A 23,692-nucleotide genomic window follows, 5' to 3' on the forward strand; every position below is an offset into this window, starting at 1 on the left:
GGAGCGGTGTCACGAGTTCCAATCCGCTCATTACCGCCAGGCTCTTGCCCCGCCTGCCGCGTATACAATTTCGTCCGGCTCGATGCCGAGCGAGATGACCGAAGCGCCTTCCGAGATCGCATCATCCTCGAAACCGGCCAGGGCGGCGCGCCGATAGAGATCCAGATCGGGCGCCTCGCTGCGTTGGGAGAGGTCCGTTGCCAGGCAGATCCCTTCGAGGAGATGGCAGCAGGCCGTCAACATGTCCAACGATGGCATGGCGTCGAACGCCTTCCAGATACCAGTAACCGCTTCGTATCCCCAGGTCGCCGATGGCGAGGGTCGCATCGTCCCGACCGGGTTTGTCTTCCAGCAGCGGGCGGATCTCCTCATAGGCGGGGTTGCTGAAATCGCGGATCCGGCCCGGTTCGGGGCCGCCTGAATCGACGATCAGATACTCGAATTCGATGCCGCAACGCATGGTAACTCCTACAGCCAGATCAGGTGGCCAAGCGGCTGTTCCGGGCCGGGTCGCGGGGCGTCGGCGAGGGTCGGCGTGCCCAGATAAAGGAAGCCCACGAGCTGTTCCTGCTCCGCGAGACCCAGTTCGCGATGGAGCGCCAGACTCCACCGTAGCCGAGTGCCCGCGCGGCGAGTTGCATGGTGAGCACGGTGCTGGCGGCGCAGAGCTGTTGGTCGAAGACCGGAACCGTCTTATGGGAACGCGGACAGAGAAAAGGGGACGGATTTATTTTCCAGTCCAGAGATGAAAATCGCCGGACAATTGAGAGAAAATGAGCCGGGTTCCATTTAAGCGTCGAGGCTCGGGCCGCTGGAGCGGCCCGGACTACATTCCCACGCGGAGCCTGGGAACGAGAGAACATGCACGTCTCGCGACAGACCCGCACGGGCCGCCAGATTGATGCCGCCGGCGGCGCCGATCCAGGCATCGATCATGGAGTCGCGGCCCTCGGTCTGGAGCGGGAGATCGAGACATAGTAGACCCCTGGCCGGGCGCTCTCGGGCAGGTCGGCCAGCCGTTCGGCGACCCGCCGCAGGTTGTCGTCGCAATCGCGGACGAAGGTTTCCGCCCGTGCGCTGACCGCCGAGCCGAGTGCCTGGCCGAGCAGACGCGCGGCGGTCTTCATCTCCTCGGGATTGGCGTAGCCCAGATAGAGCACCGGGATGCCGACGGCTTCGGATTATCCCGGACCTCCGGCGCAACCGCCTGGAGACTGTCGCCGCCGCCGATGGCCAGGATCAGCGAGGCCATGGAGATCCCCGGCGTGCCGATGCGCTGGACGGGCTCGGACAGATGCAGGATCTGTCCCGCCTGATCCACGAGGGTGCGACCAGGCGTGCCGGGCAGCGACTCGGGCGTTTCTGACGTGCCGACGCGGAGTAAAAACAGAACCATCGTCAGCACGATCAGGATGGCACCGAATCCCCGGACGAACAGGCGGGGCGTCGTCATCAGAATGCCACGGTCGCCGAGAGCGACAGGATGCGGGCGCTGCCCAGATAGAGGATGCCGGAGCGCGTGGTCCAGTAATCCTCATCGGTCAGGTTGGCGACGGTCAGCCGCCAGGTGGTCTCCTTGCCGTAGAGCCTGCGCTGATAGCGCAGTCCGGCGTCAAACTGAACCGCCCCGGAGAAGACATAGCGTTCCTGGGTCTGTTGGTGACCAGGACTTCCGGGAGGGTGGCTGCATCATCCTTCTTTATCGTCTCGGCGAAGCTGGCGGCCTGAACGCCCAGAAGGCCCAGGGCGAGACAGGTCTGAAGGGGCGCGTGACGTTTCATACGACTCCTGACGATAACGGCGATTGACCAGCGCCGTTCCGCAAGCCCTATGCCGGCGCAGATGCGGGGTGCACTTCCGGGAACGAATGCGCGAGGTCGTTCCAGACCGAACGGAGGGCGGGCGTTCAATGGTGCAACGGGTGTTCGCGGATGTTCGCCAGGATGGTGTGTTGTACCTCGCTGTCCGCCGAGGTGCTGGCTGGCATCGGCATCTGGACCAAGACCCGCTGCGGCGATTTTGCGATGAGCATGGGGCGCAGCGTCCGCAGTTCTCCATGCGCCTGACGGATAACCGTGAGGCCGGCGGAGATGGCGAGCCCGGCCATCGCCAGCGCCACGATCAGGTCCGGCCAGGCGCTGCCGGTGCCGAAGACGCCAGCGGCGGCGAACAGGACCGCGAGATTGCCGATAGCGTCGTTGCGGCTGCACAGCCATACGGATCGCTGGTTGGCGTCGCCCTCGCGATAGGCATAGAGGATGAACGCCACGCTGGCGTTGGCCAGCAGCGCCAGAACGGCGATGAGACTCATGGTCAAGGGTTCGGGGGGCACACCGGCGAACGCGGACCAGGTGGTCCTGCCGATGACGAAGACGCCGAAGGCCGTCATCGACAGACCTTTCACCAGCGCCGCGCGCGAGCGCCACGCCAGCCCCATGGAAAGCACCGCCAGCGAGAGTCCGTAGTTGGCCGCGTCGCCAGCGAAATCGACGGCGTCGGCCAGCAGCGACACCGAACCCGCGTGCAGTCCGCCGAGAATTTCCACGCCGAACATGACCCCGTTGATAACCAGCGCGATCCAGAGTGCCTGGCGAAAGCGCGGGCTGACCGCCTGATGAGTCGAACAGGACGAACCGCAGCAACCGATACCCATGATGATTCTCCTCCAGAAGGCTTTCTGGAAGTGAACACCCTGTAGCGACTACGGAGTCAAGCGTCTAAACCGCGTCCAGAGCGAGGGCCTGAGTTTCGAGTCAGTTCGACGTTTGGCACATCCACGGTCATTGGTTGGGACGCGGTTTGAAGTGTTATATTTTTTAATATCTTAAACCGCGCCAGCTCCCAGGGGCGTCGATGCGGCCAAGGTCGATCCAACCCAAAAACATCACATACCGCACCAGGCGCGGTTTAAGATGCGCTCGATCAAGGCTGACGCAGCGGTGAGCGGAATGCGGATCGGCGAATTGGCGGCGGCGGCAGGGGTGGATGTGGAGACCATCCGCTATTACGAGCGGCTCGGCCTGCTGCCCGCGCCGCCCCGACGGTCCAACGGCTATCGGACCTATGCCCGCGATCATCTGGAACGGCTCGCCTTCATCCGGCATTGCCGGGCGCTCGGCATGTCGCTGGCCGATGTGCAGCGGCTGCTGGATCTGCTGGCCCATCCCGAGGCCGATTGCCACGACGCGAACTGTCTGATCGATGCCCAGCTTGAACGGGTGCGGGAGCGTCTTCAGGCCATGCAGATGCTGGAGCGGCAGTTGAGCGCCCTGCGCACGCGCTGCCGCTCGCAACACACCGCCGACACCTGCGGCATCCTGCATGAGCTGGTCGCGGCGGCCCAGGGCGAGGGCTGCATCTGTCATCCGGGCGGGTCAGCGCCAACCGGAGCCGGCGACTGAGCCCTCGTCTGAGCCGGCTCGGCGTTCCTGGCGGCGCTCAGTTCCTCCTGTTCGAGCCGTTGCAGCGAGCCATTCACCGCAACCAAACACTCTCCCGAGGGTGGCGATCAGCGCCGGTTACTCGCCGAAATTGGCTACCCGCAGCCCTGTTGAAATGAGCATGTGATGAACGCCATCAACGAACCCGTACCCCAGCCGCGCAGACGCCCCGGCGTCTGGGCCACCATCGCCGAAGACGTCGATTGCATTTTCGACCGCGACCCGGCGGCCCGCACCCGTTTCGAGGTCTACACCACCTATCCGGGGGTTCACGCCGTCATCCTCTACCGGCTCGCCCATCCGCTCTGGCATCACGGCTGGCGCTGGCTGCCGCGCTTCATCTCGTACCTCGCGCGCATCTGGACCAGCATCGACATCCATCCCGGAGCCACCATCGGCCAGCGGTTCTTCATCGACCACGGCGCCGGGGTCGTCATCGGCGAGACGGCTGAAGTCGGCGACGACGTCACCCTCTATCACGGCGTCACCCTCGGTGGCACCTCATGGCACAAGGGCAAACGGCACCCGACGCTGGGCAACGGCTGCGTGGTCGGCGCGGGGACAAAGATCCTCGGCCCGGTGAAACTGGGCGAACACGTCAAGGTCGGCGCCAACTCGGTGGTGATCGGCGATGTGCCGGCCAACAGCACCGTGGTCGGCATCCCGGCCAAGATCGTGCGCTCGCGCCGGAGCCTGAGCCTGACGCCGCATGGCATCGACCTGGACCATCACCTGATTCCAGACCCGGTGGCCGGGGCCATCGCCTGTCTGCTGGAACGGATCCGCCACCTGGAGCAGGAGGTCGGCATCCACGGCTGCCTGCTGCACGGCACGACACGACACGACACCGGAAGATGATTGCGAATCCTGCGAGGCCGTCAAGGTCTGCGAGGCGCCCAATCCACGGCCCGGCTATCCCAAGGTCTGATGGCGTTCAGCCACGCCGGGCACGACACGGGCCAGAAACGGTTCGGAGCAATCTTGACGCGCACCTCTGTCCGTGCTCGACTCGGTATCGTTTCCAGTACCAGGAGCAGGCATGAACAGCATTCCGGCACAAGAGATCAAACGCCGTGGAATATCGGCAGTGGACGATGCGCTAAACAGTGGCCCTGTGCATATCATCAAGAACAATCGCCCGAGCTATGTGGTGCTGACCGAGGCGGCCTATGCCGAGTTGCAAGAGGCCCAGCAGGAAGCCGCGCGGGCGCGTTTGCGTGCCTCGCTGGCTGACCTGGAAGCCGGTCGAACGCATCGCTACGCCGATGCGGATGCACTGATGCGTGCGCTCGACACGGATGAGGTATGAGCTTCGCGCTCGTGACGACCCAGCACTTCGAGCGACAAGCTCGCAAGTTTCTCCGCAAGCATCCCGATCTCCGTCCCACGCTCCGGGACACTTTGAATGATCTCAGTCGAGATCCCTTCGAGCCCAAGCTGAAGCTTCACGCACTCGCCGGCAAGTTAGAGGGAATGCAGGCCGTCAGTCTCACCTACAGTTATCGGTTGACGCTGTTGCTCAGGGTCACAGAAGGGGAGATCGTTCTTCTCGACATCGGAACCCATGACGAGGTCTACGGATGAGCGTCACGGCCAAGGACATCGAACGGTGGGCTGAGCGTCGCGAGGCGAGTTGCCGCGCCTGTTTCGGCGTTCTTCGTCTCGGAAACATTCAGGGTTTGTTCGTAGCTGTGATGTCTTCAGATCGCCGCGCGTGCGGACTACCCCGCCGGCGGCAGGCTTTCCGGGACGGTGTAGTTAATTTATGTCTGGAGATCCGATCACTCCTTATTTCTGTTTTTGCCCTGTAATACCCCAGATTAACTTTTGTATTCCGCTTTCATCAAAACTTGTCTTGAACTCTACCCATGTACGATTACTTAAAAACGCCGGTAGAGTTGGTTTCGACGTTGCGCTTGGTAACAGTACTGGTATAACGGCCTTGCCTGCTTCCACCGCCAGGGCAATCGCATCAAGCGCTGCTAACATTAGCGGGTACCGATGTATCAGCGTCGCCCTTCCTCTGAGGCGACTCGAAGAGCAATTTCGACAGGTAGGACTCGTCCCAACCGGCTTTCAAGCGTTTGTTCTGGATGCCGAGCTTGGTGCCGTCATTCTTGAGGCGCGAGAGGGCGAGGTGACGCAGGACGGCAAGATTCTCGCGCGCCACCGGATCGCGGACACGGCACTCATCCTCACGAAAGGCGATATCGAGATTCCAATGCAACCCGTTTTCGATGCCCCAGTGACCGCGTACTGCGTGGGCAAAGCGCGCGGCGCTGGTGCCGATGCTGCCAATGAAATAGCGGGTCTCGACCGAGACCTTGCCGGCGACCTCACGGCGCGATTCAACCATGCCGATCATGTTCATTGCCTCCCACGAGGCGCTGTGCGGCACGCCGGAAAGATCGCCCAAGGTTTGGTAGCGACGGGTTTCGAGACGACCATGCCCTCGCTCGACGGTTTCGAGGAATGCCGAATCGACACCGGCGTAGCCTCTGGCGTCGGCGTCGATGAACGCCTCCTCGACCTCGGCGGCCAGCGTTTCCTGGTTGCCTTTGAGCGCGAGCACATAGTCCCCTCCCTGGTGGATGATCTGCGCGGCAATCTTGGTCTGGCAGCCCATGGCGTCGATGGTGACGATGCAGCCCTCCAGCTTCAGCCACTCCAGCAGACGTGGAATGGCCGTGATCTCATTGGATTTGGCGTCGGTGGCGACCTGTCCGAGCACCACCCGATTGGCCGTCGCCCAGGCACTGACCAGGTGCAACGCCGCCAAGCCCTTGCCGCGGCTGTGGGAGCGGCGCAGGGTCTTGCCATCGACGGCAATGATCTCTTCGGGGATCAGTTCGGCCACCGACGCGCTCCATTGGCGAAAGCAGGCGGCAAACTGTGCGGGATCGATGAGCGCAAACACCCGCCCGAAGGTGTCGTGCGACGGAATGCCCGCGGGCAGTTTCAGAAACGTGCGCAGCCACGCCTCCTTGGCCTGTCCGAACGTCTCGACACCCACCCAACCGTCGGCGCCACTGAAGGACGCCGCGATGGTGATCACGATCATCTCACTTAAGAGGTGCCGTCGTTGGATCGCGCTGCGCGGCTCGTCCAGCGGGGCAAAATGGTGCGCAATCGATCGCTCCACACTCAAGTCGCACATCGGCGAGATCTCCCCAAGATTCTAAAGACTCAAATCATTGGGGCCGCAGTACGGATTGTCTAACAGTATGCGCTAATGCGTTGATGCGATTGCCCTGGTGCTGGATCCCTGATCCTTGTCAAAGTTATGCCAATAATCTCTCGCTAGGTCTTTATTTATTCTTGCGTTCTCGTATTGGGAGGTCGCTATCTCCTTAGGAATATTGTTCAGTACAACACCCTTTCCAGATCGCGGCCCAGAGGATGATGCAATTTCTCTGAACAGGGAGTGCGAATCGAAGAGATAGTCTGATCTGTATATGCAACTTTTCGGAATTTTGTCGTCGCGAGCCATAGCAGAAACATATTGCTCGTTATCTCGTATTCGCACTACCTTCAAGCAACATCGCGGGGGAACAGAGGAGCGGCCGGAAAAGTACTCTTGTAGCCGACGAAACAAAAGGAGCGCTGCGTCGATGATGCTATTATCAAGATATAGTTCTAAGCTTGTGCGGGCGCGCACTATGGACGACACGTTTCCGCTCTGAATAGACTTAGAGAGGTTTTTGTGAAACTCTGCAGAAAAGAAAGCGAATTGCGCATAATTTCCTTGCGTGTCACAGATTAGATTTCTTGTGATGGTATCTAGAGGGTGGTTAGAGTGTTCGGAATGACTTATTGGAAATGGCTTTCGGGAATCTATTGCCTGAGCATCGTGGAATTTGCGGCAAGCGCGGAGGAGGAGTGCAGAAATTCCTCCTAGAGCAGCCATTCCAATGCCAGAGAAAAGCCATTCCTTAGCATCGTGGAATTTGCGCCAGACGCGGAGGAGGAGTGCAGAAATTCCTCCTAGAGCAGCTATTACAATGCCGGAGAAAAGCCATTCCTTATTTTCGTTAAGTAGCTTCCATAGTTCCATGACGCGGAGCCATCCGAAAGGCAATAAAAATGCCCGGCGCGTGTCGGGCATTCAAAAGCGGAAGCAATTCCGTCAACAAATACCGTGATCAGCACGGATCCTCTTGTTGATACAGAGAAGCTAATGCCTCTTTTATATTCCGGCGGGGAAGCATAGGATCCCAGCCAGAAAGAGCAAAAGAGCGTGTATTTTTGTATTGGGTTTCGGTTATGTGGATGATGGGGTTAGTCTGTGTGGGTGAGCCCCTCTGTGCAGCATTGGTGTTATTGCCGCAGTCGTTTGAAGGGGATACGGCTTTAAGCATTGCTGGTCTCCTGAGCATTCTATAGGGGACATCCATGTTCATTATGTGTTTAGTTGCCAAATTGTCAGTCAAACCAAGGTGGACGTAACGGAAGGCGGACGTTCAAGTTTCTAGATCGACATGGCGACTATTAATTATACCAGAGCACGGTATGTTATGGAAGGAGCTTTATGTTGACGTCAGTGTACACCTCGGAGTTTTAGTTGCTGCTGCGATATTCTCGTCGAGGGTACGTGGTGTTGTGAGCAGAGCCAAGCAAGTAGCAGCTCCATCATGTCGTCGTTGGATGGACATATATGAAAGACGTTGGGAACGTCGGCTGTCCGCTCGACTGCGGACCCTGGCCGGCAGACACCAGTGTCCGCAAGAAGTGGCCGAGTCCTTCCAAATTGCCACCAGAGCAGGGCGACAGCTCCCTGTAGGGGATGTCAGTATTTCTGTATGTGAGGGGATGAAGAGACTTTTCCACGGTGATAGCTCGCGAAGGTCCGTTTATAACGTAGGCAGACGGCACGGTGGGAAAATCGGTGATCGTCGAAGGTAAAAAGCGCTTCACAGTGCCAGGATATTGGTATCAAGGGCGATCATCGCCGATCTCGCGCATGGATAAGGCGACATCGAAGTCGGCCAAGCGTCGTATCCCCGGCTGATCGCACTTCAGTAATCCATACCCGTCCTCGGGACGCGACCGCTGGATCGTCCGATGCGGTCTGACGCGAATGCTATCGCCCTCCAGCTCGAAGTCGAGCTTCGTCCCCGGCTCGATCCCGAGCCGACGCCGGATCGCGGCCGGGATGACCGCTTGCCCCTTGTGCGAAACAGTGACGATCGACATTGCCGTGGCCTCTTGTCTTACATTGTAAGAGCCGCAGTCTAGCGAACCGGCGGCGCTGTGCAAGTCGATGTATTTTTTGTGATCAGGTGAGACTGTCGCGCAGATCAGACGCTAATGCTGCGCGATCTTCCGCCCGCCCAATGGCCGCTCATGGACCGCTCGCGTCGGGTCTGCCGCTACGCGCATCCACCCCCACTACCCCCCCCACCGCCGGCCAGGTGCCATGTTTACCGCACCCGCCCCCACGGGGCGGCATGCCGATCGACTCCCCACTCGGGCGGATGATGAGCCGGCAGACACCGTCCTGCGAGGCGTCTTCCCAGTCGAAGCCGGCGGCCGGCAGTTGCTTGTCGAGCCAGCGCGGCGGGTGGTCGCAGACGACCTCCAGCCGGCTGAACGGGATCTGCTGCATGAAGGGCACCAGGACGAGCTGCGAGTTGAGGCTGGAATCGCTGGCGAGCACGGCGGCGAGGTCGATCCGGTACTCGCCCTCGGTCTCGCCGGACTCGAAGAAGCGGGCCGGGTCGGGCAGTTCGCGGGCGGCGGCTTCGAGTTCGCGCCGGACGGCGTCGAGCGCGGCCTCCGGCGGTCCGTCGAGGCGCCACAGGCGCAGACCCAGATTCTGCAACAGGGTGACGACGATGCCTTTGACATCGCGCACGAGCAGCGCCTCGGCGCCGTCGAGCAGGGCGCCAAGGCGTTCGGCCTGCTGCGTGATCTCTGCGATCGAACGCGCGGTGATGCCATCGAAGGCGGTACCCGAGACGTGGCGCCAGCCCCCGTCCTCGTGCGCGAAAAGGCGCAGGATGCCGGGCTCTTGTGGCGACAGGGGCGCACCCTGGCTGTCGATGCAGGCGGCGATTTTCATCTTTGGCTCTCTCGGTGGAAAAAGACGCTCGGCCGATTCAGCCGAAACCGTGGCTCTTGCCCTTGATCGATTCGATGTCGATGCGGATCACGGCGGTGGCGTCGAGGTTGGTCTTGGGATACTCGAAATGTTGGTCGGTGAAGCGGGCGACGATGCGGTCGAGGATGGCGATGCGTTCGGCCTCGTCCGTGACGAAATGTGCCTGGCCCATGCCGATGACGGTGCGGTGTTTCGCCTCGAAATCGCACGCCTGCTGGCTCTCGATGACCCCATGGTCGGTCGAGATGGCGAAGCAAGCCCGGGGGTTGCGCTTGAGGATACGGATCTTGCTGCCGCTCTTGGCCGAGTGCAGATAGAGCGAGGTGCCGTCATAGGCGTAGAAGACCGGGACGACGAAGGGTGCGTCGGCCTCGGCAAGCGCGAGGTACATGACCCGTGCGGATCGGATGATGGCGTCGATCGCGGCGCGGTCGGTGATCTCGCGGTCGCTGCGGCGCATGGCGCCGTGCGGATGCGGTGCGGATTGGGGTTCGGTAGCGGTCATGCTCTGGATTCCGTTAGATCTGTCCGACCCACAGCGGTTGCGCGTCGGCGGTGTGGGGTTGCTCGAACATCTGCGACAGCGCGTCGCAGATGGTCAGTGTGCGGTCGGCGTCGATCTGTAACGGCGTACCGTGATGGTAGTTTTCGAGCGAACTCCAGATACTTGGCCGCCTGGTCGCCCTCGTAGCGGTTGAGCGCAATGGCGCCAAGGGCGTTGGCCGTGACCTGGAGGTCGGCGATCGTGGTGCTGCCGTGCGAGACGCTGTTGCCATCGGGCATCAGCGGCGAGTCGAAGGTCTCGATCTCGAACAGCACGGTAGCCTCGATCTCCATCTCGGCGAGCAGATGCTTGAGCGCCTTGATGTCGCCCGGATTGGCCCAGCCAGTGATGAGGTTGAGTTTGCCGTTGGGCTCGCCGCGCGTGGCGAAGTGTTTGACGAAGTCCCGCACCGCCACGTCGTAGCCGCTGACCATGCTGCCGACGAAGCTTGGGGTGTGCACCGGGATCAGGTGTACCTCGCGCCCGGCGTACTTCTCCTGCAGCAGTCCCTCGTTGAGCTTGCGCGCCACGCCGTCGACGTCGTCGCCGATGACCTCGGTCGAGCAGGTGGTGATGATGGGCACCACCTTGACGTGCGGATAGCGCATCAACAGCACGTCGACCGCCTGCTCGACCCGGTCGAGCGCGCCAAACACCGCCCCGTCCTCGTGCACCGAGGAGGAGGCGATCTCGAAGCTCTCCTTCAGATGCTGCGAGATCAGCAGGCGCACGAACATGACGCAGCCCTGGCCGCCGTGGACGATGCCGATGCAGTCTTTGATGCCGATGCTGGCGTACTGGGCGCCGGCCGGCTGGCAGGTGAAGATCGGGTTGATGGTCCCGCCCTCCCCTTTCTCCCAAATCACCATGGATGGGTCGCCACCCCGATCATCCGGCTTCCCGGCGATCCTCCGCATCATCGATGGCGGGTTCCTGCATCCCCGCGATCACCCGGCGCATCAGCGCAATGAACTGGTCGCGGCCGGCCTCCGTAAGCACTGCCAAGGCGTCGTTGTTGACCTGAACGGCCGCCGCGATAGCCGGCGCGCGCAGGGCGCGGGCCTGGTCGGTTAGCCAGATGCGCTGCGCCCGAGCATCCGCGGCGTCCTTCTTGCGGACGATCAGCCCATCGCGCTCCATGCGCGCCAAGGTGTTGGCCAGGGTCGGCTGTTCGATGTCCAGACGGTCGATCAGCTCGCGCTGGGTCAATCCATCGCCCTCCCACAGCACCAGTAGGGCGGGAAAGGTTCCCGTCGTCAGGCCAAGCGGCTTGATCCGACCCTGAAGCTGACGCGCAAAGAGCCTGGCCAGATGATTGGCAAGATAGCCCGCCGATTGGTCCGTGATGAATTCCATGGCCCTTCTTAACATTTGCATAGCTTGGAATGCAATGCTATATAGCATACTATGTTTAATCTCCTGAAGAGAGATCGCACCATGTCCAAAGCCTTTCACCCGATCACCGGCGCGCTGGCGTTGCTGACGATCCTGACCTTCTGGGTCTCGACCCTGGTGTCCGAGGTCTTCGGCTCGCCGACAACCGTCGTGGCCGTCAAGACATTCATCCCCTGGGGTTTCCTGCTGCTGGTTCCCGCCCTGATGGCGACCGGAGGCTCGGGATTCGCACTCGCCAGGCAGCGCAGCGACCGTCTGGTCGATGTCAAGCGTCGGCGCATGCCCGTCATCGCCATGAATGGACTGCTGATTCTGATGCCGGCCGCCCTGTTTCTGGCCTTCAAGGTCCAAGCGGGCGAACTCGACGCCGTCTTCTACGCTGTGCAGGTTCTCGAACTGGTCGCCGGCGCCGTGAACATCGCGCTGCTTGGTCTGAACATGCGCGATGGTCTGCGCGTGACGGGCCGACTGCGTCACGCCCCGGCCTGAAACCGAATCACCCGGAGAGAGGCCATGTCCGCCCACATGTTTACGGTGCCGCTGGCCGCTCGGTTGTTTCGAGTCGACGCCGGCTGGAGCCCATGAACACCAACGAAAAGCGCGTACATCGCGGAACGCCAGCACCAACCCTGAAGACCATCCGATGCGGTCTTCTACCCGGCGAATCGCGCACGGTCGTGGAGCGATTGAACGAGCCCCTGCGGCTCTACCTGGAGCGCGTGCTGCGCGCAAAGGTCGAGATGGTCGTCGGACAACACTATGTCGCGACCGGGGAGGCGCTGCGGCGCGGCGAGCTGGACCTGGCCTATCTCGGACCGGTGACCTACATCCTGCAAAGCCGCGATGCCGATCTGGAGCCCTTCGCGCGGCCGACCCACGGCGGGCGGGTCGGACCCACCTTCCAGGCGGCGATCATCGCAGCCCGGTGGAATCGCTCGCGCAGTTGCGTGGCGGCGAGATCGCCACGGGCGACCTGGCCTCCAACTCCGGCACCTGGGTTCCCCGGCTCATGCTGCTGGAGGCGGGGCTGACGCAGGACCGGGACTATGTGCGCCGCAGCCTGGACTGCGCACGACACGGTGGCGGCGGCCGTGGCCGAGCGCAAGGTCGCCGCCGGCGGGCTATCGCTCCCCGTCTTCAGACGGCTGGTGGCGGAGGGCCTGGTGGATGGCGACGCCGTGCGCCTGCTGGCCGAGTCGCCGCCCATCCCAGAGTACATACGGTTCGATGAGGCAAGGCTGGTTGGTTGAGCGGTACAATCCAGAGCCCGGTTTCTTGGTCATCCCGCCTGGCGGTGGCCTCGGAATACATACGTTATATTCGACGCACGATAATTCTGGCGTATTATTTGAACCATCCAATGAGATGGCACAGGGTCTCGGCATGAAGGCAAATCCAGGAGGCCAGATCGACCTCGCGGAGGTTGTCGGGCGTGACCAATTGATCGAACGGATCTGGGACACGCTGGAGCAGCAATCCATTCGCATGACCGCCGAGCGGCGCATCGGCAAGACCACCATCATCCGCAAGCTGTGCGCGGAGCCTCGGCCCGGCTGGGTGCCCATCTTCCAGGATCTGGAGCGCTACCACAGCGCACGGGAATTCGCGCTGTCGGTCTACCAGGAGGTGGATCGGTTCCTGTCCAGGCATAAGCGATTCGCCCGACGGAGCAAGGACTTGCTCAAGACCCTCGGCGGTACCGAGGTGGGCGGCGTGCTCAAGCTCCCCGAGATGACGGCCGACGCACCCTGGCAGGACATCCTGACTGTCGCCATTCAAGACCTGGTCGAGGAGCGCGAACGTCTCGACGCGCGCCCGCTGTTTCTCTGGGACGAAGTCCCCTACATGCTCGCGAGCATCAAGGCGCGGGAGGGCGAGCCGGTGGCCATGGCGGTGCTGGACAGCCTGCGCGCGCTGCGCCAGACCCATGGCGCGGCCGGTCTGCGCATGGTGCTGACCGGCTCGATCGGGCTCCACCATGTCATCGCCGGTCTCAAGCGGCACAACTACGCCAACTCCCCGCTCAACGACACCTACCCGCTGGAGGTGCCGCCGCTGGACGCGGATCCGGCACGGGAGCTGGCGGCCCGTCTGATCGAGGGCGAGCGGATCCGCGCCGACTGTCCATCGGAGACGGCCGCTGCCGTCGCCCGGCTCGCCGACGGCTTTCCCTTTTATATCCACCATCTCGTCAAGGCGCTGAAGCAGGCCGCGCTGACGTCGGCCACGGGCGCCGACCCGGCGCTGGTCGAACAGGTCGTTGCGCAACAATTGCTGGACCCCAACGATCCCTGGGAACTGAGCCACTACCGCGAGCGCATTCCCGTCTACTACGGCCAGGACTCGGAACAGGCGGTGCTCGGCATCCTCGACGGCATCGCCGCCCGTGCCGAAGACGCGACACCCGTTGCACTCTCCATCAACGCGCTGCTGGCCGAGGGTCGGGCCGCGGGCACCCTGGACGATCGCGACCGGCTCATCGACCTGCTCCGACTCATGGAGCAGGACCACTATCTGTCCCGCGACGTGGCCGGCGGTTACCGGTTCCGCTTTCCGCTGCTGCAACGCTGGTGGCGGCTTGCGCGTGGACTCTGAGATCACGCCGGGTCGCCCCCATCCCACCATGAAGGACCGCGTCTTCCTCTCCGTCTTCACCCCCAGCCGCACCGCGCCGGAGGATCTGGAGGCCATCACCGTCCAGCGTCAGGCCCTACTCGCCGATGCCGTCGAGCGGGTGCATGAAAGCGCCACCACGGGCAACAAGCACCATCTCCTGTTCGTCGGGCCGCGCGGCACCGGCAAGACGCATCTGGTCACGCTGTTGGTGCATCGGCTGGGCCGGGATCGGACCCTGGATGAGCGTCTGCGCATTGCCTGGCTCAACAAGGACGAGACCAGTACCAGCCTGCTGGAGCTGCTGCGCCGTATCTACGAGGCCCTGAGCAAGCGCTATCCCGATGAATTCACTCCCGACGCGCTGGAACCCCTGTTCGACCTGACGCCTGAAGACGCCGAAAACGCACTCGCCCAACTCTTGCTCAAGACCCTGCGGGACCGTACCTTGCTGGTCGTCGTGGAAAACCTCGACGCACTCTTCGAGGGACTCGGTCAGACCGGCCAGCAGAAACTCCGGGCCTTCATCCAGGAGCATCCGGTGCTGTCCATGGTGACGACCGCCCAGCGCCTGGTGGACGACATCGCCAGGCGCCAGAGCGCCTTCTTCGGCTTCTTCCAGACCGAGCACCTCAAGCCACTGTCCGTGGAGCAGGCCCGCGAACTGCTCCGCAACATCGCCCGGCTCAATGGCCAGACCGATGTGATCGCCTTTCTCGACAGCGCCACCGGCCGTTCGCGCATCCGCGCCCTGCATCACCTCTCCGGCGGCAATCACCGTCTCTACATCGTCCTGTCCCAGTTCATCACCCGCGACAGCATCCAGGCACTGGTCGATCCCTTCGCCAAGATGGTCGATGAAATGACGCCCTACTATCAGGAGCGCATCCGCTGGCTGCCGGCGCAGCAGCGCAAGATCGTCGAATTCCTCTGCGCCCAAGACCGGCCCATCCCGGTCAAGCAGATCGCCCGCCGACTCTTCGCTACCCAACAGACCATCTCCAGCCAGCTCAAGGATCTGCGCGGCAAGGGCTATGTCCAGTCCGCCCAGCGCGGGCGCGAATCGCTGTACGAGATCGCCGAGCCGATGATGCGGATCTGCGTCGAGATCAAGGAGAACCAGACCCAGGGGCCGCTGCGGGTGCTGGTGGATTTTCTGCGCGTCTGGTACGACGGCCGCGAGCTGAACGCCAGGCTCTCCGACGACAGGACCGACTGCATGGCACGGGTCTATCTCGCGTCCGCCATCGAGGCCAATCAAGCCCAGGGCAATCTGCGTGCGCGGTTGTTGGTGGACGGATTCAATGCCGAGTTGGATGAGGCGGGACGGGCGCAGTGGGGAGGGCGGATAAAGGGGTATGCCGAGGAGTGCGAGGAGCTGGCCCTGGCCTGCGGGCATTGGGCGAAGGGTGAGGATACGGAGGCGCTGCGGATCCTCAAAGAGATCATTGATGAAGACAGGGGCCGATCTACAGCGGTCAAGTTGTCTTCGCTGGATCTTGCTGCGGAGATTCACCACAAAAAAGGCGAGTATCTTCTGGCGATCAATCTCCTCAATACATTGCTGGCGGAGCCAGAAGCTCCTGTCGAACAGGTTGCTAGAGCCCTTATCAACCGGGGTACAAACTATTGGCAGCTCGAAAACTTCGACAAAGCAATTTCTGACTACAACGCCGCCATCAAGCTACCGCAAGCCCACGTCGAGGAAGTCGCCAGCGCGCTTGTCAATCGAGGCACCACATATGGGCAACTCGGAAACCATGAAAAAGCGATTGCTGATTTCAGCGCTGTCATTGAGCTAAAGCAGGCGCCTGTCGAGCAAGTCGCTTGGGCGCTTGTGAACCGGGGAGTGGCTTATCGGATGCTCGGAGACATCGACAAGGCCATTGCCGACGACAGCGCTGCAATCGAATTGCCGCAGCCTCCCGTAGAGTGGGTCGCTAAAGCGCTCGTCGATCGAGGCCTGATCTATGGGCAGATCGGTGACTCCGACAAAGCGAACGCCGATTTCACCACCGTCATCAAGCTGGAACAAGCTCCTGCTGAGGAAGTTGCCTGGGCTCTTGTCACTAGAGGATTGACCTACCGGCTGATCGGAGACATCGGCAAAGCAATCGCCGATTTCAGCGCCGCCATTGAGCTACCACAGGCCCCTATCGAGCAAGTCGCCTTGGCATTCCGTAACCTGGGTCTGGCCTATTGGCTCCAGTCTGACAGCACTCGTTCCGAAACAAACCTGGAGGCGTTACTGCGATTGAAAGGTGCACCGCTGAGAGAGCGTATCGATGCACATCTTGCGCTGGCCGAGATCCGAATCTTTACAGGCCGCTGGGATGAGGCCATAGCCGCGCTGGGCGATGGCCTGCGGGAAGGCGCCACCGCCGCGCCAGCCTATCAAGGCGACTCAACGGACATCATCGCTGCCTTCTTCGACAGCACCCTGCAACCCGTAATCCGGCGCGAACGCACCCGCAGTCTGTTCGAGGTCTACCGCGATGCCGACGCCATCACCCAACTCGGCGAGGCGCTCACGCGACACCTGGGCAGGCTCCATGCCAACACGGAAAAACCGCCCAGCCCGGACAACCTGGAGACCTGGGCCACCGCCTGGGAAGAAGCGGGCAAGGACATCGACGCCTTTCGGCTGCCGCTGCGTCTCTTCCGCACAGGCATCGATTTCCTGAAGGCGGGCGGCACCGATCCGGGCATCCTACTGGACCTGAATCAGGAAGAGCGCAAGCTATTGGAGCAGGTGTTCGACCTGGAATCCTCGCCCGAAGCGCTGAGAGCAGGATAGGTCGATCCTGGACTGGCGAGTGTCGGTTTTGCCATCAACATCTGCGACCATCGGATCGACGATCCTTGTGATGCCCTGCAAAGCGTTGTGCGTTTTCCACGTCCGCTTCCCTCCCGGATACCGCATCGAGCCACTACGGCGGGCTTATCCGAGATCGCCCTTTCACAGCGGCCAGTCGCAGATCGACGATTGGCTGGCGAACAAGGCGCTGCAACACTAGGAAAGCACCTGTCGGCAACCAAGGTTCTGGCCGATCCGGTTGGAGCCATCGCCGGGTTCTATACGCTCGCGACCGCGCAGGTCGATTTCGCCGACCTGCCGCCGGAACTCTGCCGACGCCAGCCACGGCGCAACCTCCCGATTGCCGTCCTGGCTTGGATGGGGATTCGCGAGGGCGATTAGTCCGGTAGGATGCGGTGAGCGCTAGCGAACCGCATCATTCGAGGCGTCTTCGCGATTGATGCGGGTCGTTCCTCACCGCATCTACCGAGCTAGGCTGGCAGTCGGATATCAACGACGGCGTACGCCCCAACATCCGCCCCTTCATGCAGACTCAGAACCTGGGCAAGAAGGGCGCTGGCATCCTGCGCGCTAAACCCAACATCAAATGGGACAAGGACCGTGGCACCGAGCCCCAGCGCGACAAGTCCGACTACCCCTGGTTCTGGCACTCGGATGCGCTACACCGCTGGGCGGACCCGACTTCACCGGCAACCGCTGGACAACGCCCACCTAACCCTGGCCCGCAAACTGGCATCCTGAAAGGAGTCGGGGTGCCCCGTCCGGGGGTGAAACCGATGCACCCAGAACGCAGCCCCACTTCGACGCTGTTTCTTGATGGCCACCCCCCAGGGTGCGACCATCGCTGTACTGCGGCAGGATCTCTGACCGCGCAAGAGGAGTACACCATGACCGACCCCCAACTACTGCGTGTCCGGAGTATCCAGGTAGACCGGCTGTTCGACCTGTTCGATCACCGGGTCGATCTGAAGCTGGAGGAGCGCGTAACAATCCTCCACGGCCCCAACGGAGTGGGCAAGACCATGCTGTTGCGGATGGTCAATGCCTTATTGGACGGCAGGTACAGTCTGTTCCAACAAGTACCGTTTCGGCGTTTCGTTCTTGAGCTTACAGACGATAGCAAAGTAGAGCTAACACTAGGCCCAAAGAAGGCTTCAAGAGATAAGAGAAATCAGGACAAGGCCCGATTACTGCATCTCACTTACTTCCATAAAGGGAAGGAGGTAGAGCCGTATGAGGTGCCAGCGAATAAGGATGTTGTCTCGATGGCCGACGCAATCGCAGCTCGCATTCCTTGGGTCAATCGGGCCGGAGATGGCGTATGGACGGATGAACGCGCGGGCATGGAACTCTTGGCTGCGGAAGAAATCGTCGCCCGCTATCGCGACGAGGTTCCGATACGGCTGCTACCCGACCCCGGATTGGCCGACCCCGTTTGGCTCAAAGAGCTTCGCGATAAGGTCAACGTCCATCTCATCGCCGCCCAACGCCTCCTTCGGGTTACCAATGACGATCCGCGTCGTTATCGTACAGGACCACGAACTATTTTTACCGTTCTGGACTACGCGCGCGATGTACAAGTGCGCATTAACGACACCATGGCGCGGTACGGCCAACAATCTCAAAGTCTAGATCAGTCCTTCCCGCAACGCCTCTTGAATAGTCGCACTGCGATGTTACCTGCGGAAACACTCAAGCAACGGATGGAAAAGCTCGACGCGCGCCGCGCAGATCTTAAAGAAATCGGTCTGCTCGACGAGCCTGGTAGCAATCCATTCGATACGGCCGCACTTAGCACCTTGGATCCAGCCCAACAAAGCGTGATGGCGCTGTACGTGGAGGATACCGAGCAAAAACTCTCTGTTTTAGACGACCTTGCGCGGCGCGCCCGGTTGCTTCTGGACAACGTGAACCGTAAGTTTCACCACAAACACATTCGTATCGACCGAGAATTGGGTCTGGTCGCGGAAGGGGAGCAGGGTAGGCCGTTGGCGCTGGATGCACTCTCTTCTGGAGAGCAGCATGAGCTAGTGCTTCATTACGACCTATTATTTCGAGTGCGACCGAATACTCTCGTGTTAATTGACGAGCCCGAATTGTCGCTGCATGTTGCCTGGCAGAAGCGCTTCCTGCCGGACCTCCTGGAAATCGTCGAGACCGCGCAATTTGACGTCCTCATGGCGACGCACTCGCCCTTCATCGTCGGCGATCGGTCGGATCTCATGATTGGGCTGGACGCCCACCTCGTATGAACCTTACAGCTTATAAGAGCTCTGGCGACATCGAAGCTGAAGTTCTCATGATGTCCCAAGTGCATACCGGAAGCTTCCTGGTTGTCGAAGGAGTTGACGATATCCGGTTTTGGACTTCGCGGGTCGCAGACGGCGCATGCGAACTGGTTGACGGTAATGGCAAACCGAACGTAGAAGGGGCGCTAACTCGGCTAGACAGCCGCAGCTTTTCGGGTGTTCTCGGGATCGTCGATGACGATTGCGACGGCTTGGATTGTCGCCCGCTGCCGTCGCCTAACCTGATTGCAACGGACGCACATGATTTGGAATGCGTACTTTTGCGTTCACCAGCTTTGGATCGTGTGTTGGGGGAGTTCGGGAGCAGGGCAAAGATCAGGAAATTTGAGCAGACTCAAGGCGTTGAAGTGCGAAACGCACTGGTCAGCCGTGGCATCCAGTTAGGTCGGCTGCGTTGGCTGTCGCGGCGGGCGGGTTGGCCCTATCCGTTCGGGGACAAAGGGCCGGCGCGCTTCGTCGATCAAGCCACATGGACGGTTGACACCGCTCGGCTGGAGGCCGATGTTGTCGCGTCGGGTGCCTATCCGTCTGTAGCTGATTTGCGGGCGGCGCTGGGAAACCTTCCGACGGACGATCCCTGGTCAATCTGCCAGGGACATGATCTGGTAGCCGTTCTCGGAATCGGGTTACGCAAGGTGCTTGGAAACCTCAAGGCCGGCACGGGCGTTGATTACATTGCATCGCTGCTGCGCAGTGCTTACGACGACATCGATTTAGAACGCGGACATCTGGGCGTTTCGATTCGCGCTTGGGAGCAGGCAAATACGCCCTATCGGCTGCTCCGGCGTAACCCGGCCAGCGTGGAATCGTAACTAAACCGCGTCCAGGACGAACTTAGAGCAAGTCCGCTCCAACCAATGCGCGCTACCGGTCAAACAACCGGCACGCACATCCGGGTCCGCCCGCCTCCGCGACGACGAATGTCGAGCATCTCGGTCTCCACCCCATAGGTCTGGCGCAAATACGCCTCGGTGATGACACTGACCGGCGCGCCGATGGCGTGGCCTTTATCTCGGTCCAGAACCAGCGCGCGGGTGGCGTGCACGCAGTCGGTCGAGCTGTCTCTGATCGAGAACGTCCAGACGGTCGCGCTCAAGGCCGAGAACCGCCGGCTGCGCGGCGCGCTCAAGGAGCGCTTCAAGCCGTCCAACATCATCGGCCATTCCAAGCCGATGCAAGAGGTCTACAACCTCATCGAGAAGGTCACCCGCTCCAAGACCACGGCGCTGATTCTGGGCGAGAGTGGCGTCGGCAAGGAGCTGGTCGCCAACGCGATTCACTACCATGGCACCAACTCGATCGGCCCCTTCATCAAATTCAACTGCGCCGCGCTGCCCGAGACCGTCATCGAGAGCGAGCTGTTCGGCCATGAGGAAGGCTCCTTCACCGGCGTAACCGCGCAGCGCAAGGGCCGTTTCGAGGAGGCGCACGGCGGCACCATCTTCATCGACGGCGTGCGCTTCATTGCCACCCGCACCGTCGAACACTACTGTCAGGGCGGCGAAGGCGACGAGGATAAGCGCGAGGTCATCCTGCGCGCGCTCGCCGATTGCTCGGCCCTCTTTGTCGCCCGCGTTGGCGACGGACCGCGCGCCAAGCTCACGGCGGCGGGAATCACGCCGGTCGATGACTATCCATTTGGGGCGATCGAGGAGTCCATTGGTGTCTGGTATCGAATCGCGACGGATTAATCGCGATTTTTCAGGTCCGTTTTGACCGACTTGATGTATCGACCGAAGTCCCGATCCTTCTTTCTTTTTTCGGCATGGGACATCTGGTGGAAATCGGACTCTCCGCTGAGCTTCAGGTAGCTTTCAATCTGTTCACGGCTGATGTCGCCGGAATCCACCGCCCCGCGAACGGCACAACCCGGCTCGCCTCGATGCGTGCAGTCGCGATAACGGCAGTTGGAGGCGAGATCGGCGATGTCGGCATAACGACTTGCGATGCCGCTTTCCGCGCCGACGATGCCGAATTCGCGCATCCCAGGGTTGTCAATCACCAGCGCGCCGCCGTCGAGACGAATCAGCTCACGGCGAACGGTCGTGTGCCGTCCTTCGCCCGTGCCGCTGACCGCCCCGGTCTCCAACCGCTCACGGTCGATCAGACGATTGATCAGGGTGCTCTTGCCAACCCCCGACGAGCCGACGAAGCAATAGGTTTTTCCTGGCGCCAGCAACCGCTTGAATTCATCCAGGCCATCCCGCGTGACGTTGCTCAAGGTCAGGACCGGCGCCATGAGTCCAATCGAATCGATTTCGGCCAGTTGCGCGGCGAGCACGGCAGGCTCCACCAGATCGGTCTTGGTGAGCAGAATGCAGGGGTCGGCCCCGCCATCCATGACCATCACCAGATAGCGTTCCAACCGCTTCGGATTGAAATCGACATGACAGGACTGGACGATCACGACCCTGTCCAGATTCGCCGCGATCATCTGGTCGTCGGTGGCGTTCCCGGCTGACTTTCTGCGCAGTGAGGTCCGGCGCTCCAGGATCGCGTGAACCACCCCGAAAGCGTCGCCCGGCTGTCTGTCCAAACACACCCAATCGCCCACGCAGGGCAATTCGTGGGAGAACTGGTGGCGGTACCGATAGCTGCCGGCCAGTTTCGCCCGGAAATGGCCGTTCTGGTCCACAAGCAATAACTGATCGCGATCCACGGCGGCAACGCGGGCGATGGTTTCACCCGGCTTGCATTCCGCCCTGCGTTCGAACCAGTCGCTCCAGCCCAGTTCATGCAGTTCAGGGTGCTGATCGCTCATGATCCTTCTCTATAAATAGCGATTTTGATTTTGATAGTAGGGGCGAATTAATTCGCCCCTACATCGCTTGTCAGGCGCTTATTTGGAAGCACAGGAAAGTACGCTACCCGGTTGAACGCGCGGCATGGTGCCGGCGCCGAGCAAATTGCTGGACGATCTCTGGTGGCGCCGGTATCAAATGCGCCTCGATGGTATCAGCGGAAAGATCGGCACTGCATGCCCACTCAATAAAAGAGCCGCCGTTGTGAACAGCCGTGAATTCATCATCGTCTTGGAGGGCGGCGAAGACCTCCCCTGTCAGATAAGGCTTAATATCAAATAAGCCCATAGCGCCGTCTTCAGACGCGACGAGAAGAACGTGATTTTCCAAATGGATAATTTCAGCAATTCTCATTTACTAAGTCTCTGATTGGAAATGATTTTTTGCTGTTGAAGGCAGGCCTTATTCTGCTTAGATACTTATGGATTTGGGGGGCAATCCAGGGCAATCGCATCAAGCGCTGCTAACATTAGCGGGTACCGATGTATCAGCGTCGCCCTTCCTCTGAGGCGACTCGAAGAGCAATTTCGACAGGTAGGACTCGTCCCAACCGGCTTTCAAGCGTTTGTTCTGGATGCCGAGCTTGGTGCCGTCATTCTTGAGGCGCGAGAGGGCGAGGTGACGCAGGACGGCAAGATTCTCGCGCGCCACCGGATCGCGGACACGGCACTCATCCTCACGAAAGGCGATATCGAGATTCCAATGCAACCCGTTTTCGATGCCCCAGTGACCGCGTACTGCGTGGGCAAAGCGCGCGGCGCTGGTGCCGATGCTGCCAATGAAATAGCGGGTCTCGACCGAGACCTTGCCGGCGACCTCACGGCGCGATTCAACCATGCCGATCATGTTCATTGCCTCCCACGAGGCGCTGTGCGGCACGCCGGAAAGATCGCCCAAGGTTTGGTAGCGACGGGTTTCGAGACGACCATGCCCTCGCTCGACGGTTTCGAGGAATGCCGAATCGACACCGGCGTAGCCTCTGGCGTCGGCGTCGATGAACGCCTCCTCGACCTCGGCGGCCAGCGTTTCCTGGTTGCCTTTGAGCGCGAGCACATAGTCCCCTCCCTGGTGGATGATCTGCGCGGCAATCTTGGTCTGGCAGCCCATGGCGTCGATGGTGACGATGCAGCCCTCCAGCTTCAGCCACTCCAGCAGACGTGGAATGGCCGTGATCTCATTGGATTTGGCGTCGGTGGCGACCTGTCCGAGCACCACCCGATTGGCCGTCGCCCAGGCACTGACCAGGTGCAACGCCGCCAAGCCCTTGCCGCGGCTGTGGGAGCGGCGCAGGGTCTTGCCATCGACGGCAATGATCTCTTCGGGGATCAGTTCGGCCACCGACGCGCTCCATTGGCGAAAGCAGGCGGCAAACTGTGCGGGATCGATGAGCGCAAACACCCGCCCGAAGGTGTCGTGCGACGGAATGCCCGCGGGCAGTTTCAGAAACGTGCGCAGCCACGCCTCCTTGGCCTGTCCGAACGTCTCGACACCCACCCAACCGTCGGCGCCACTGAAGGACGCCGCGATGGTGATCACGATCATCTCACTTAAGAGGTGCCGTCGTTGGATCGCGCTGCGCGGCTCGTCCAGCGGGGCAAAATGGTGCGCAATCGATCGCTCCACACTCAAGTCGCACATCGGCGAGATCTCCCCAAGATTCTAAAGACTCAAA

27 protein-coding genes and 1 pseudogene are annotated in these 23,692 nt (G+C 61.3%); 13 read left to right on the top strand and 15 right to left on the bottom strand.

Annotation, left to right across the window (positions count from 1 at the left end; genetic code table 11):
- Positions 1 to 30: 30 nt before the first annotated feature.
- From THIVI_RS07890 to THIVI_RS07905, 4 genes are all read right to left on the bottom strand, one after another.
- Positions 31 to 258, bottom strand: coding sequence for a hypothetical protein (locus THIVI_RS07890; RefSeq protein WP_014778078.1), 228 nt, complete (start codon positions 256 to 258; stop codon positions 31 to 33).
- Positions 259 to 932: 674 nt separating this feature from the next.
- The gene (locus THIVI_RS22655) at positions 933 to 1,127 is read right to left on the bottom strand and encodes a hypothetical protein (RefSeq protein WP_052314988.1); all 195 of its coding nucleotides are present in this window, start codon (positions 1,125 to 1,127) and stop codon (positions 933 to 935) included.
- Positions 1,124 to 1,453 (bottom strand): hypothetical protein, encoded by a 330-nt coding sequence (locus THIVI_RS22660; RefSeq protein ID WP_052314989.1) that lies wholly within the window; start codon positions 1,451 to 1,453, stop codon positions 1,124 to 1,126. Before THIVI_RS22660 ends, THIVI_RS22655 begins: the two co-directional genes overlap by 4 nt.
- 453 nt (positions 1,454 to 1,906) lie before the next feature.
- Positions 1,907 to 2,653, bottom strand: a complete 747-nt coding sequence (locus THIVI_RS07905; protein ID WP_014778079.1) for a cation efflux transmembrane domain-containing protein — start codon at positions 2,651 to 2,653, stop codon at positions 1,907 to 1,909.
- A 259-nt stretch (positions 2,654 to 2,912) separates the two neighbouring features.
- Here THIVI_RS07905 and cadR point away from each other — a divergent pair, with 259 nt between their 5' ends.
- The 4 genes from cadR to THIVI_RS07925 all read left to right on the top strand — a co-directional run bounded on the left by cadR (position 2,913) and on the right by THIVI_RS07925 (position 5,024).
- Positions 2,913 to 3,401, top strand: a complete 489-nt coding sequence (gene cadR / locus THIVI_RS07910; RefSeq protein WP_014778080.1) for a Cd(II)/Pb(II)-responsive transcriptional regulator — start codon at positions 2,913 to 2,915, stop codon at positions 3,399 to 3,401.
- A 165-nt stretch (positions 3,402 to 3,566) separates the two neighbouring features.
- On the top strand, positions 3,567 to 4,298 hold the full coding sequence (gene cysE, locus THIVI_RS07915; RefSeq protein ID WP_014778081.1) for a serine O-acetyltransferase: 732 nt from the start codon (positions 3,567 to 3,569) through the stop codon (positions 4,296 to 4,298).
- 181 nt (positions 4,299 to 4,479) lie between these two features.
- Positions 4,480 to 4,749 (top strand): type II toxin-antitoxin system Phd/YefM family antitoxin, encoded by a 270-nt coding sequence (locus THIVI_RS07920; protein ID WP_014778082.1) that lies wholly within the window; start codon positions 4,480 to 4,482, stop codon positions 4,747 to 4,749.
- Positions 4,746 to 5,024 (top strand): type II toxin-antitoxin system RelE/ParE family toxin, encoded by a 279-nt coding sequence (locus THIVI_RS07925; protein WP_014778083.1) that lies wholly within the window; start codon positions 4,746 to 4,748, stop codon positions 5,022 to 5,024. The genes THIVI_RS07920 and THIVI_RS07925 overlap by 4 nt, the downstream gene beginning before the upstream one ends.
- A gap of 204 nt (positions 5,025 to 5,228) precedes the next feature.
- Here THIVI_RS07925 and THIVI_RS24615 read toward each other — a convergent pair whose 3' ends face one another.
- The 7 genes from THIVI_RS24615 to THIVI_RS07955 form a co-directional block, all read right to left on the bottom strand.
- The gene (locus THIVI_RS24615; protein ID WP_157174403.1) at positions 5,229 to 5,429 is read right to left on the bottom strand and encodes a hypothetical protein; all 201 of its coding nucleotides are present in this window, start codon (positions 5,427 to 5,429) and stop codon (positions 5,229 to 5,231) included.
- A complete protein-coding gene (locus tag THIVI_RS07930) occupies positions 5,413 to 6,597 on the bottom strand; it encodes an ISAs1 family transposase (RefSeq protein ID WP_014776993.1) in 1,185 nt (394 codons plus the stop codon). The genes THIVI_RS24615 and THIVI_RS07930 overlap by 17 nt, the downstream gene beginning before the upstream one ends.
- Before the next feature lie 1,775 nt (positions 6,598 to 8,372).
- Positions 8,373 to 8,633: an AbrB/MazE/SpoVT family DNA-binding domain-containing protein gene (locus THIVI_RS07935; protein ID WP_014778085.1), complete on the bottom strand. Its 261-nt coding sequence runs from the start codon at positions 8,631 to 8,633 to the stop codon at positions 8,373 to 8,375.
- 148 nt (positions 8,634 to 8,781) lie between these two features.
- The gene (locus THIVI_RS07940; protein ID WP_014778086.1) at positions 8,782 to 9,501 is read right to left on the bottom strand and encodes a Fe-only nitrogenase accessory AnfO family protein; all 720 of its coding nucleotides are present in this window, start codon (positions 9,499 to 9,501) and stop codon (positions 8,782 to 8,784) included.
- Positions 9,502 to 9,538: 37 nt separating this feature from the next.
- Positions 9,539 to 10,045: a pyridoxamine 5'-phosphate oxidase family protein gene (locus THIVI_RS07945; RefSeq protein WP_014778087.1), complete on the bottom strand. Its 507-nt coding sequence runs from the start codon at positions 10,043 to 10,045 to the stop codon at positions 9,539 to 9,541.
- Positions 10,042 to 10,953, bottom strand: coding sequence for a nitrogenase component 1 (locus tag THIVI_RS07950; protein ID WP_245537404.1), 912 nt, complete (start codon positions 10,951 to 10,953; stop codon positions 10,042 to 10,044). The genes THIVI_RS07945 and THIVI_RS07950 overlap by 4 nt, the downstream gene beginning before the upstream one ends.
- A 19-nt stretch (positions 10,954 to 10,972) precedes the next feature.
- Complete coding sequence (locus tag THIVI_RS07955) at positions 10,973 to 11,440, bottom strand: MarR family winged helix-turn-helix transcriptional regulator (RefSeq protein ID WP_014778089.1); 468 nt, start codon at positions 11,438 to 11,440, stop codon at positions 10,973 to 10,975.
- Positions 11,441 to 11,521: 81 nt separating this feature from the next.
- Here THIVI_RS07955 and THIVI_RS07960 point away from each other — a divergent pair, with 81 nt between their 5' ends.
- The 8 genes and pseudogenes from THIVI_RS07960 to THIVI_RS22670 all read left to right on the top strand — a co-directional run bounded on the left by THIVI_RS07960 (position 11,522) and on the right by THIVI_RS22670 (position 20,031).
- A complete protein-coding gene (locus THIVI_RS07960) occupies positions 11,522 to 11,968 on the top strand; it encodes a hypothetical protein (RefSeq protein WP_014778090.1) in 447 nt (148 codons plus the stop codon).
- A gap of 92 nt (positions 11,969 to 12,060) precedes the next feature.
- A pseudogene (locus THIVI_RS07965) lies at positions 12,061 to 12,467 on the top strand (PhnD/SsuA/transferrin family substrate-binding protein); the annotation flags it as partial.
- 58 nt (positions 12,468 to 12,525) lie between these two features.
- Complete coding sequence (locus tag THIVI_RS25310; RefSeq protein WP_217160959.1) at positions 12,526 to 12,729, top strand: PhnD/SsuA/transferrin family substrate-binding protein; 204 nt, start codon at positions 12,526 to 12,528, stop codon at positions 12,727 to 12,729.
- A gap of 133 nt (positions 12,730 to 12,862) precedes the next feature.
- Entirely contained in the window at positions 12,863 to 14,074 is a 1,212-nt protein-coding gene (locus THIVI_RS07970; protein ID WP_014778091.1) for a hypothetical protein, read from the top strand.
- Entirely contained in the window at positions 14,064 to 16,889 is a 2,826-nt protein-coding gene (locus THIVI_RS07975) for a tetratricopeptide repeat protein (protein WP_157174404.1), read from the top strand. The genes THIVI_RS07970 and THIVI_RS07975 overlap by 11 nt, the downstream gene beginning before the upstream one ends.
- A 189-nt stretch (positions 16,890 to 17,078) precedes the next feature.
- The gene (locus THIVI_RS22665) at positions 17,079 to 17,291 is read left to right on the top strand and encodes a hypothetical protein (RefSeq protein WP_052314990.1); all 213 of its coding nucleotides are present in this window, start codon (positions 17,079 to 17,081) and stop codon (positions 17,289 to 17,291) included.
- 506 nt (positions 17,292 to 17,797) lie between these two features.
- Positions 17,798 to 19,162, top strand: a complete 1,365-nt coding sequence (locus THIVI_RS07985; protein WP_014778093.1) for an AAA family ATPase — start codon at positions 17,798 to 17,800, stop codon at positions 19,160 to 19,162.
- Entirely contained in the window at positions 19,159 to 20,031 is an 873-nt protein-coding gene (locus tag THIVI_RS22670; protein ID WP_014778094.1) for a DUF4435 domain-containing protein, read from the top strand. The genes THIVI_RS07985 and THIVI_RS22670 overlap by 4 nt, the downstream gene beginning before the upstream one ends.
- 59 nt (positions 20,032 to 20,090) lie before the next feature.
- Here the strand turns inward: THIVI_RS22670 and THIVI_RS24620 are convergent, their stop codons facing one another.
- Positions 20,091 to 20,264 (bottom strand): hypothetical protein, encoded by a 174-nt coding sequence (locus tag THIVI_RS24620; protein ID WP_157174405.1) that lies wholly within the window; start codon positions 20,262 to 20,264, stop codon positions 20,091 to 20,093.
- Between THIVI_RS24620 and THIVI_RS25220 the strand changes: the two genes are divergently transcribed.
- Entirely contained in the window at positions 20,254 to 20,910 is a 657-nt protein-coding gene (locus tag THIVI_RS25220; protein ID WP_052314991.1) for a sigma 54-interacting transcriptional regulator, read from the top strand. The two genes, THIVI_RS24620 and THIVI_RS25220, sit on opposite strands and share 11 nt — an antisense overlap.
- On the opposite strand, the gene rsgA is transcribed toward THIVI_RS25220, so the two are convergent.
- The 3 genes from rsgA to THIVI_RS08005 form a co-directional block, all read right to left on the bottom strand.
- Entirely contained in the window at positions 20,907 to 21,980 is a 1,074-nt protein-coding gene (rsgA, locus tag THIVI_RS07995) for a ribosome small subunit-dependent GTPase A (RefSeq protein WP_014778095.1), read from the bottom strand. The two genes, THIVI_RS25220 and rsgA, sit on opposite strands and share 4 nt — an antisense overlap.
- 103 nt (positions 21,981 to 22,083) lie before the next feature.
- On the bottom strand, positions 22,084 to 22,374 hold the full coding sequence (locus THIVI_RS08000) for a DUF2442 domain-containing protein (protein ID WP_014778096.1): 291 nt from the start codon (positions 22,372 to 22,374) through the stop codon (positions 22,084 to 22,086).
- A 99-nt stretch (positions 22,375 to 22,473) separates the two neighbouring features.
- Positions 22,474 to 23,658: an ISAs1 family transposase gene (locus THIVI_RS08005; protein WP_014776993.1), complete on the bottom strand. Its 1,185-nt coding sequence runs from the start codon at positions 23,656 to 23,658 to the stop codon at positions 22,474 to 22,476.
- Between the last annotated feature and the right edge of the window lie 34 nt (positions 23,659 to 23,692).

This window comes from Thiocystis violascens DSM 198 (assembly GCF_000227745.2).
Taxonomy (GTDB): domain Bacteria; phylum Pseudomonadota; class Gammaproteobacteria; order Chromatiales; family Chromatiaceae; genus Chromatium; species Chromatium violascens.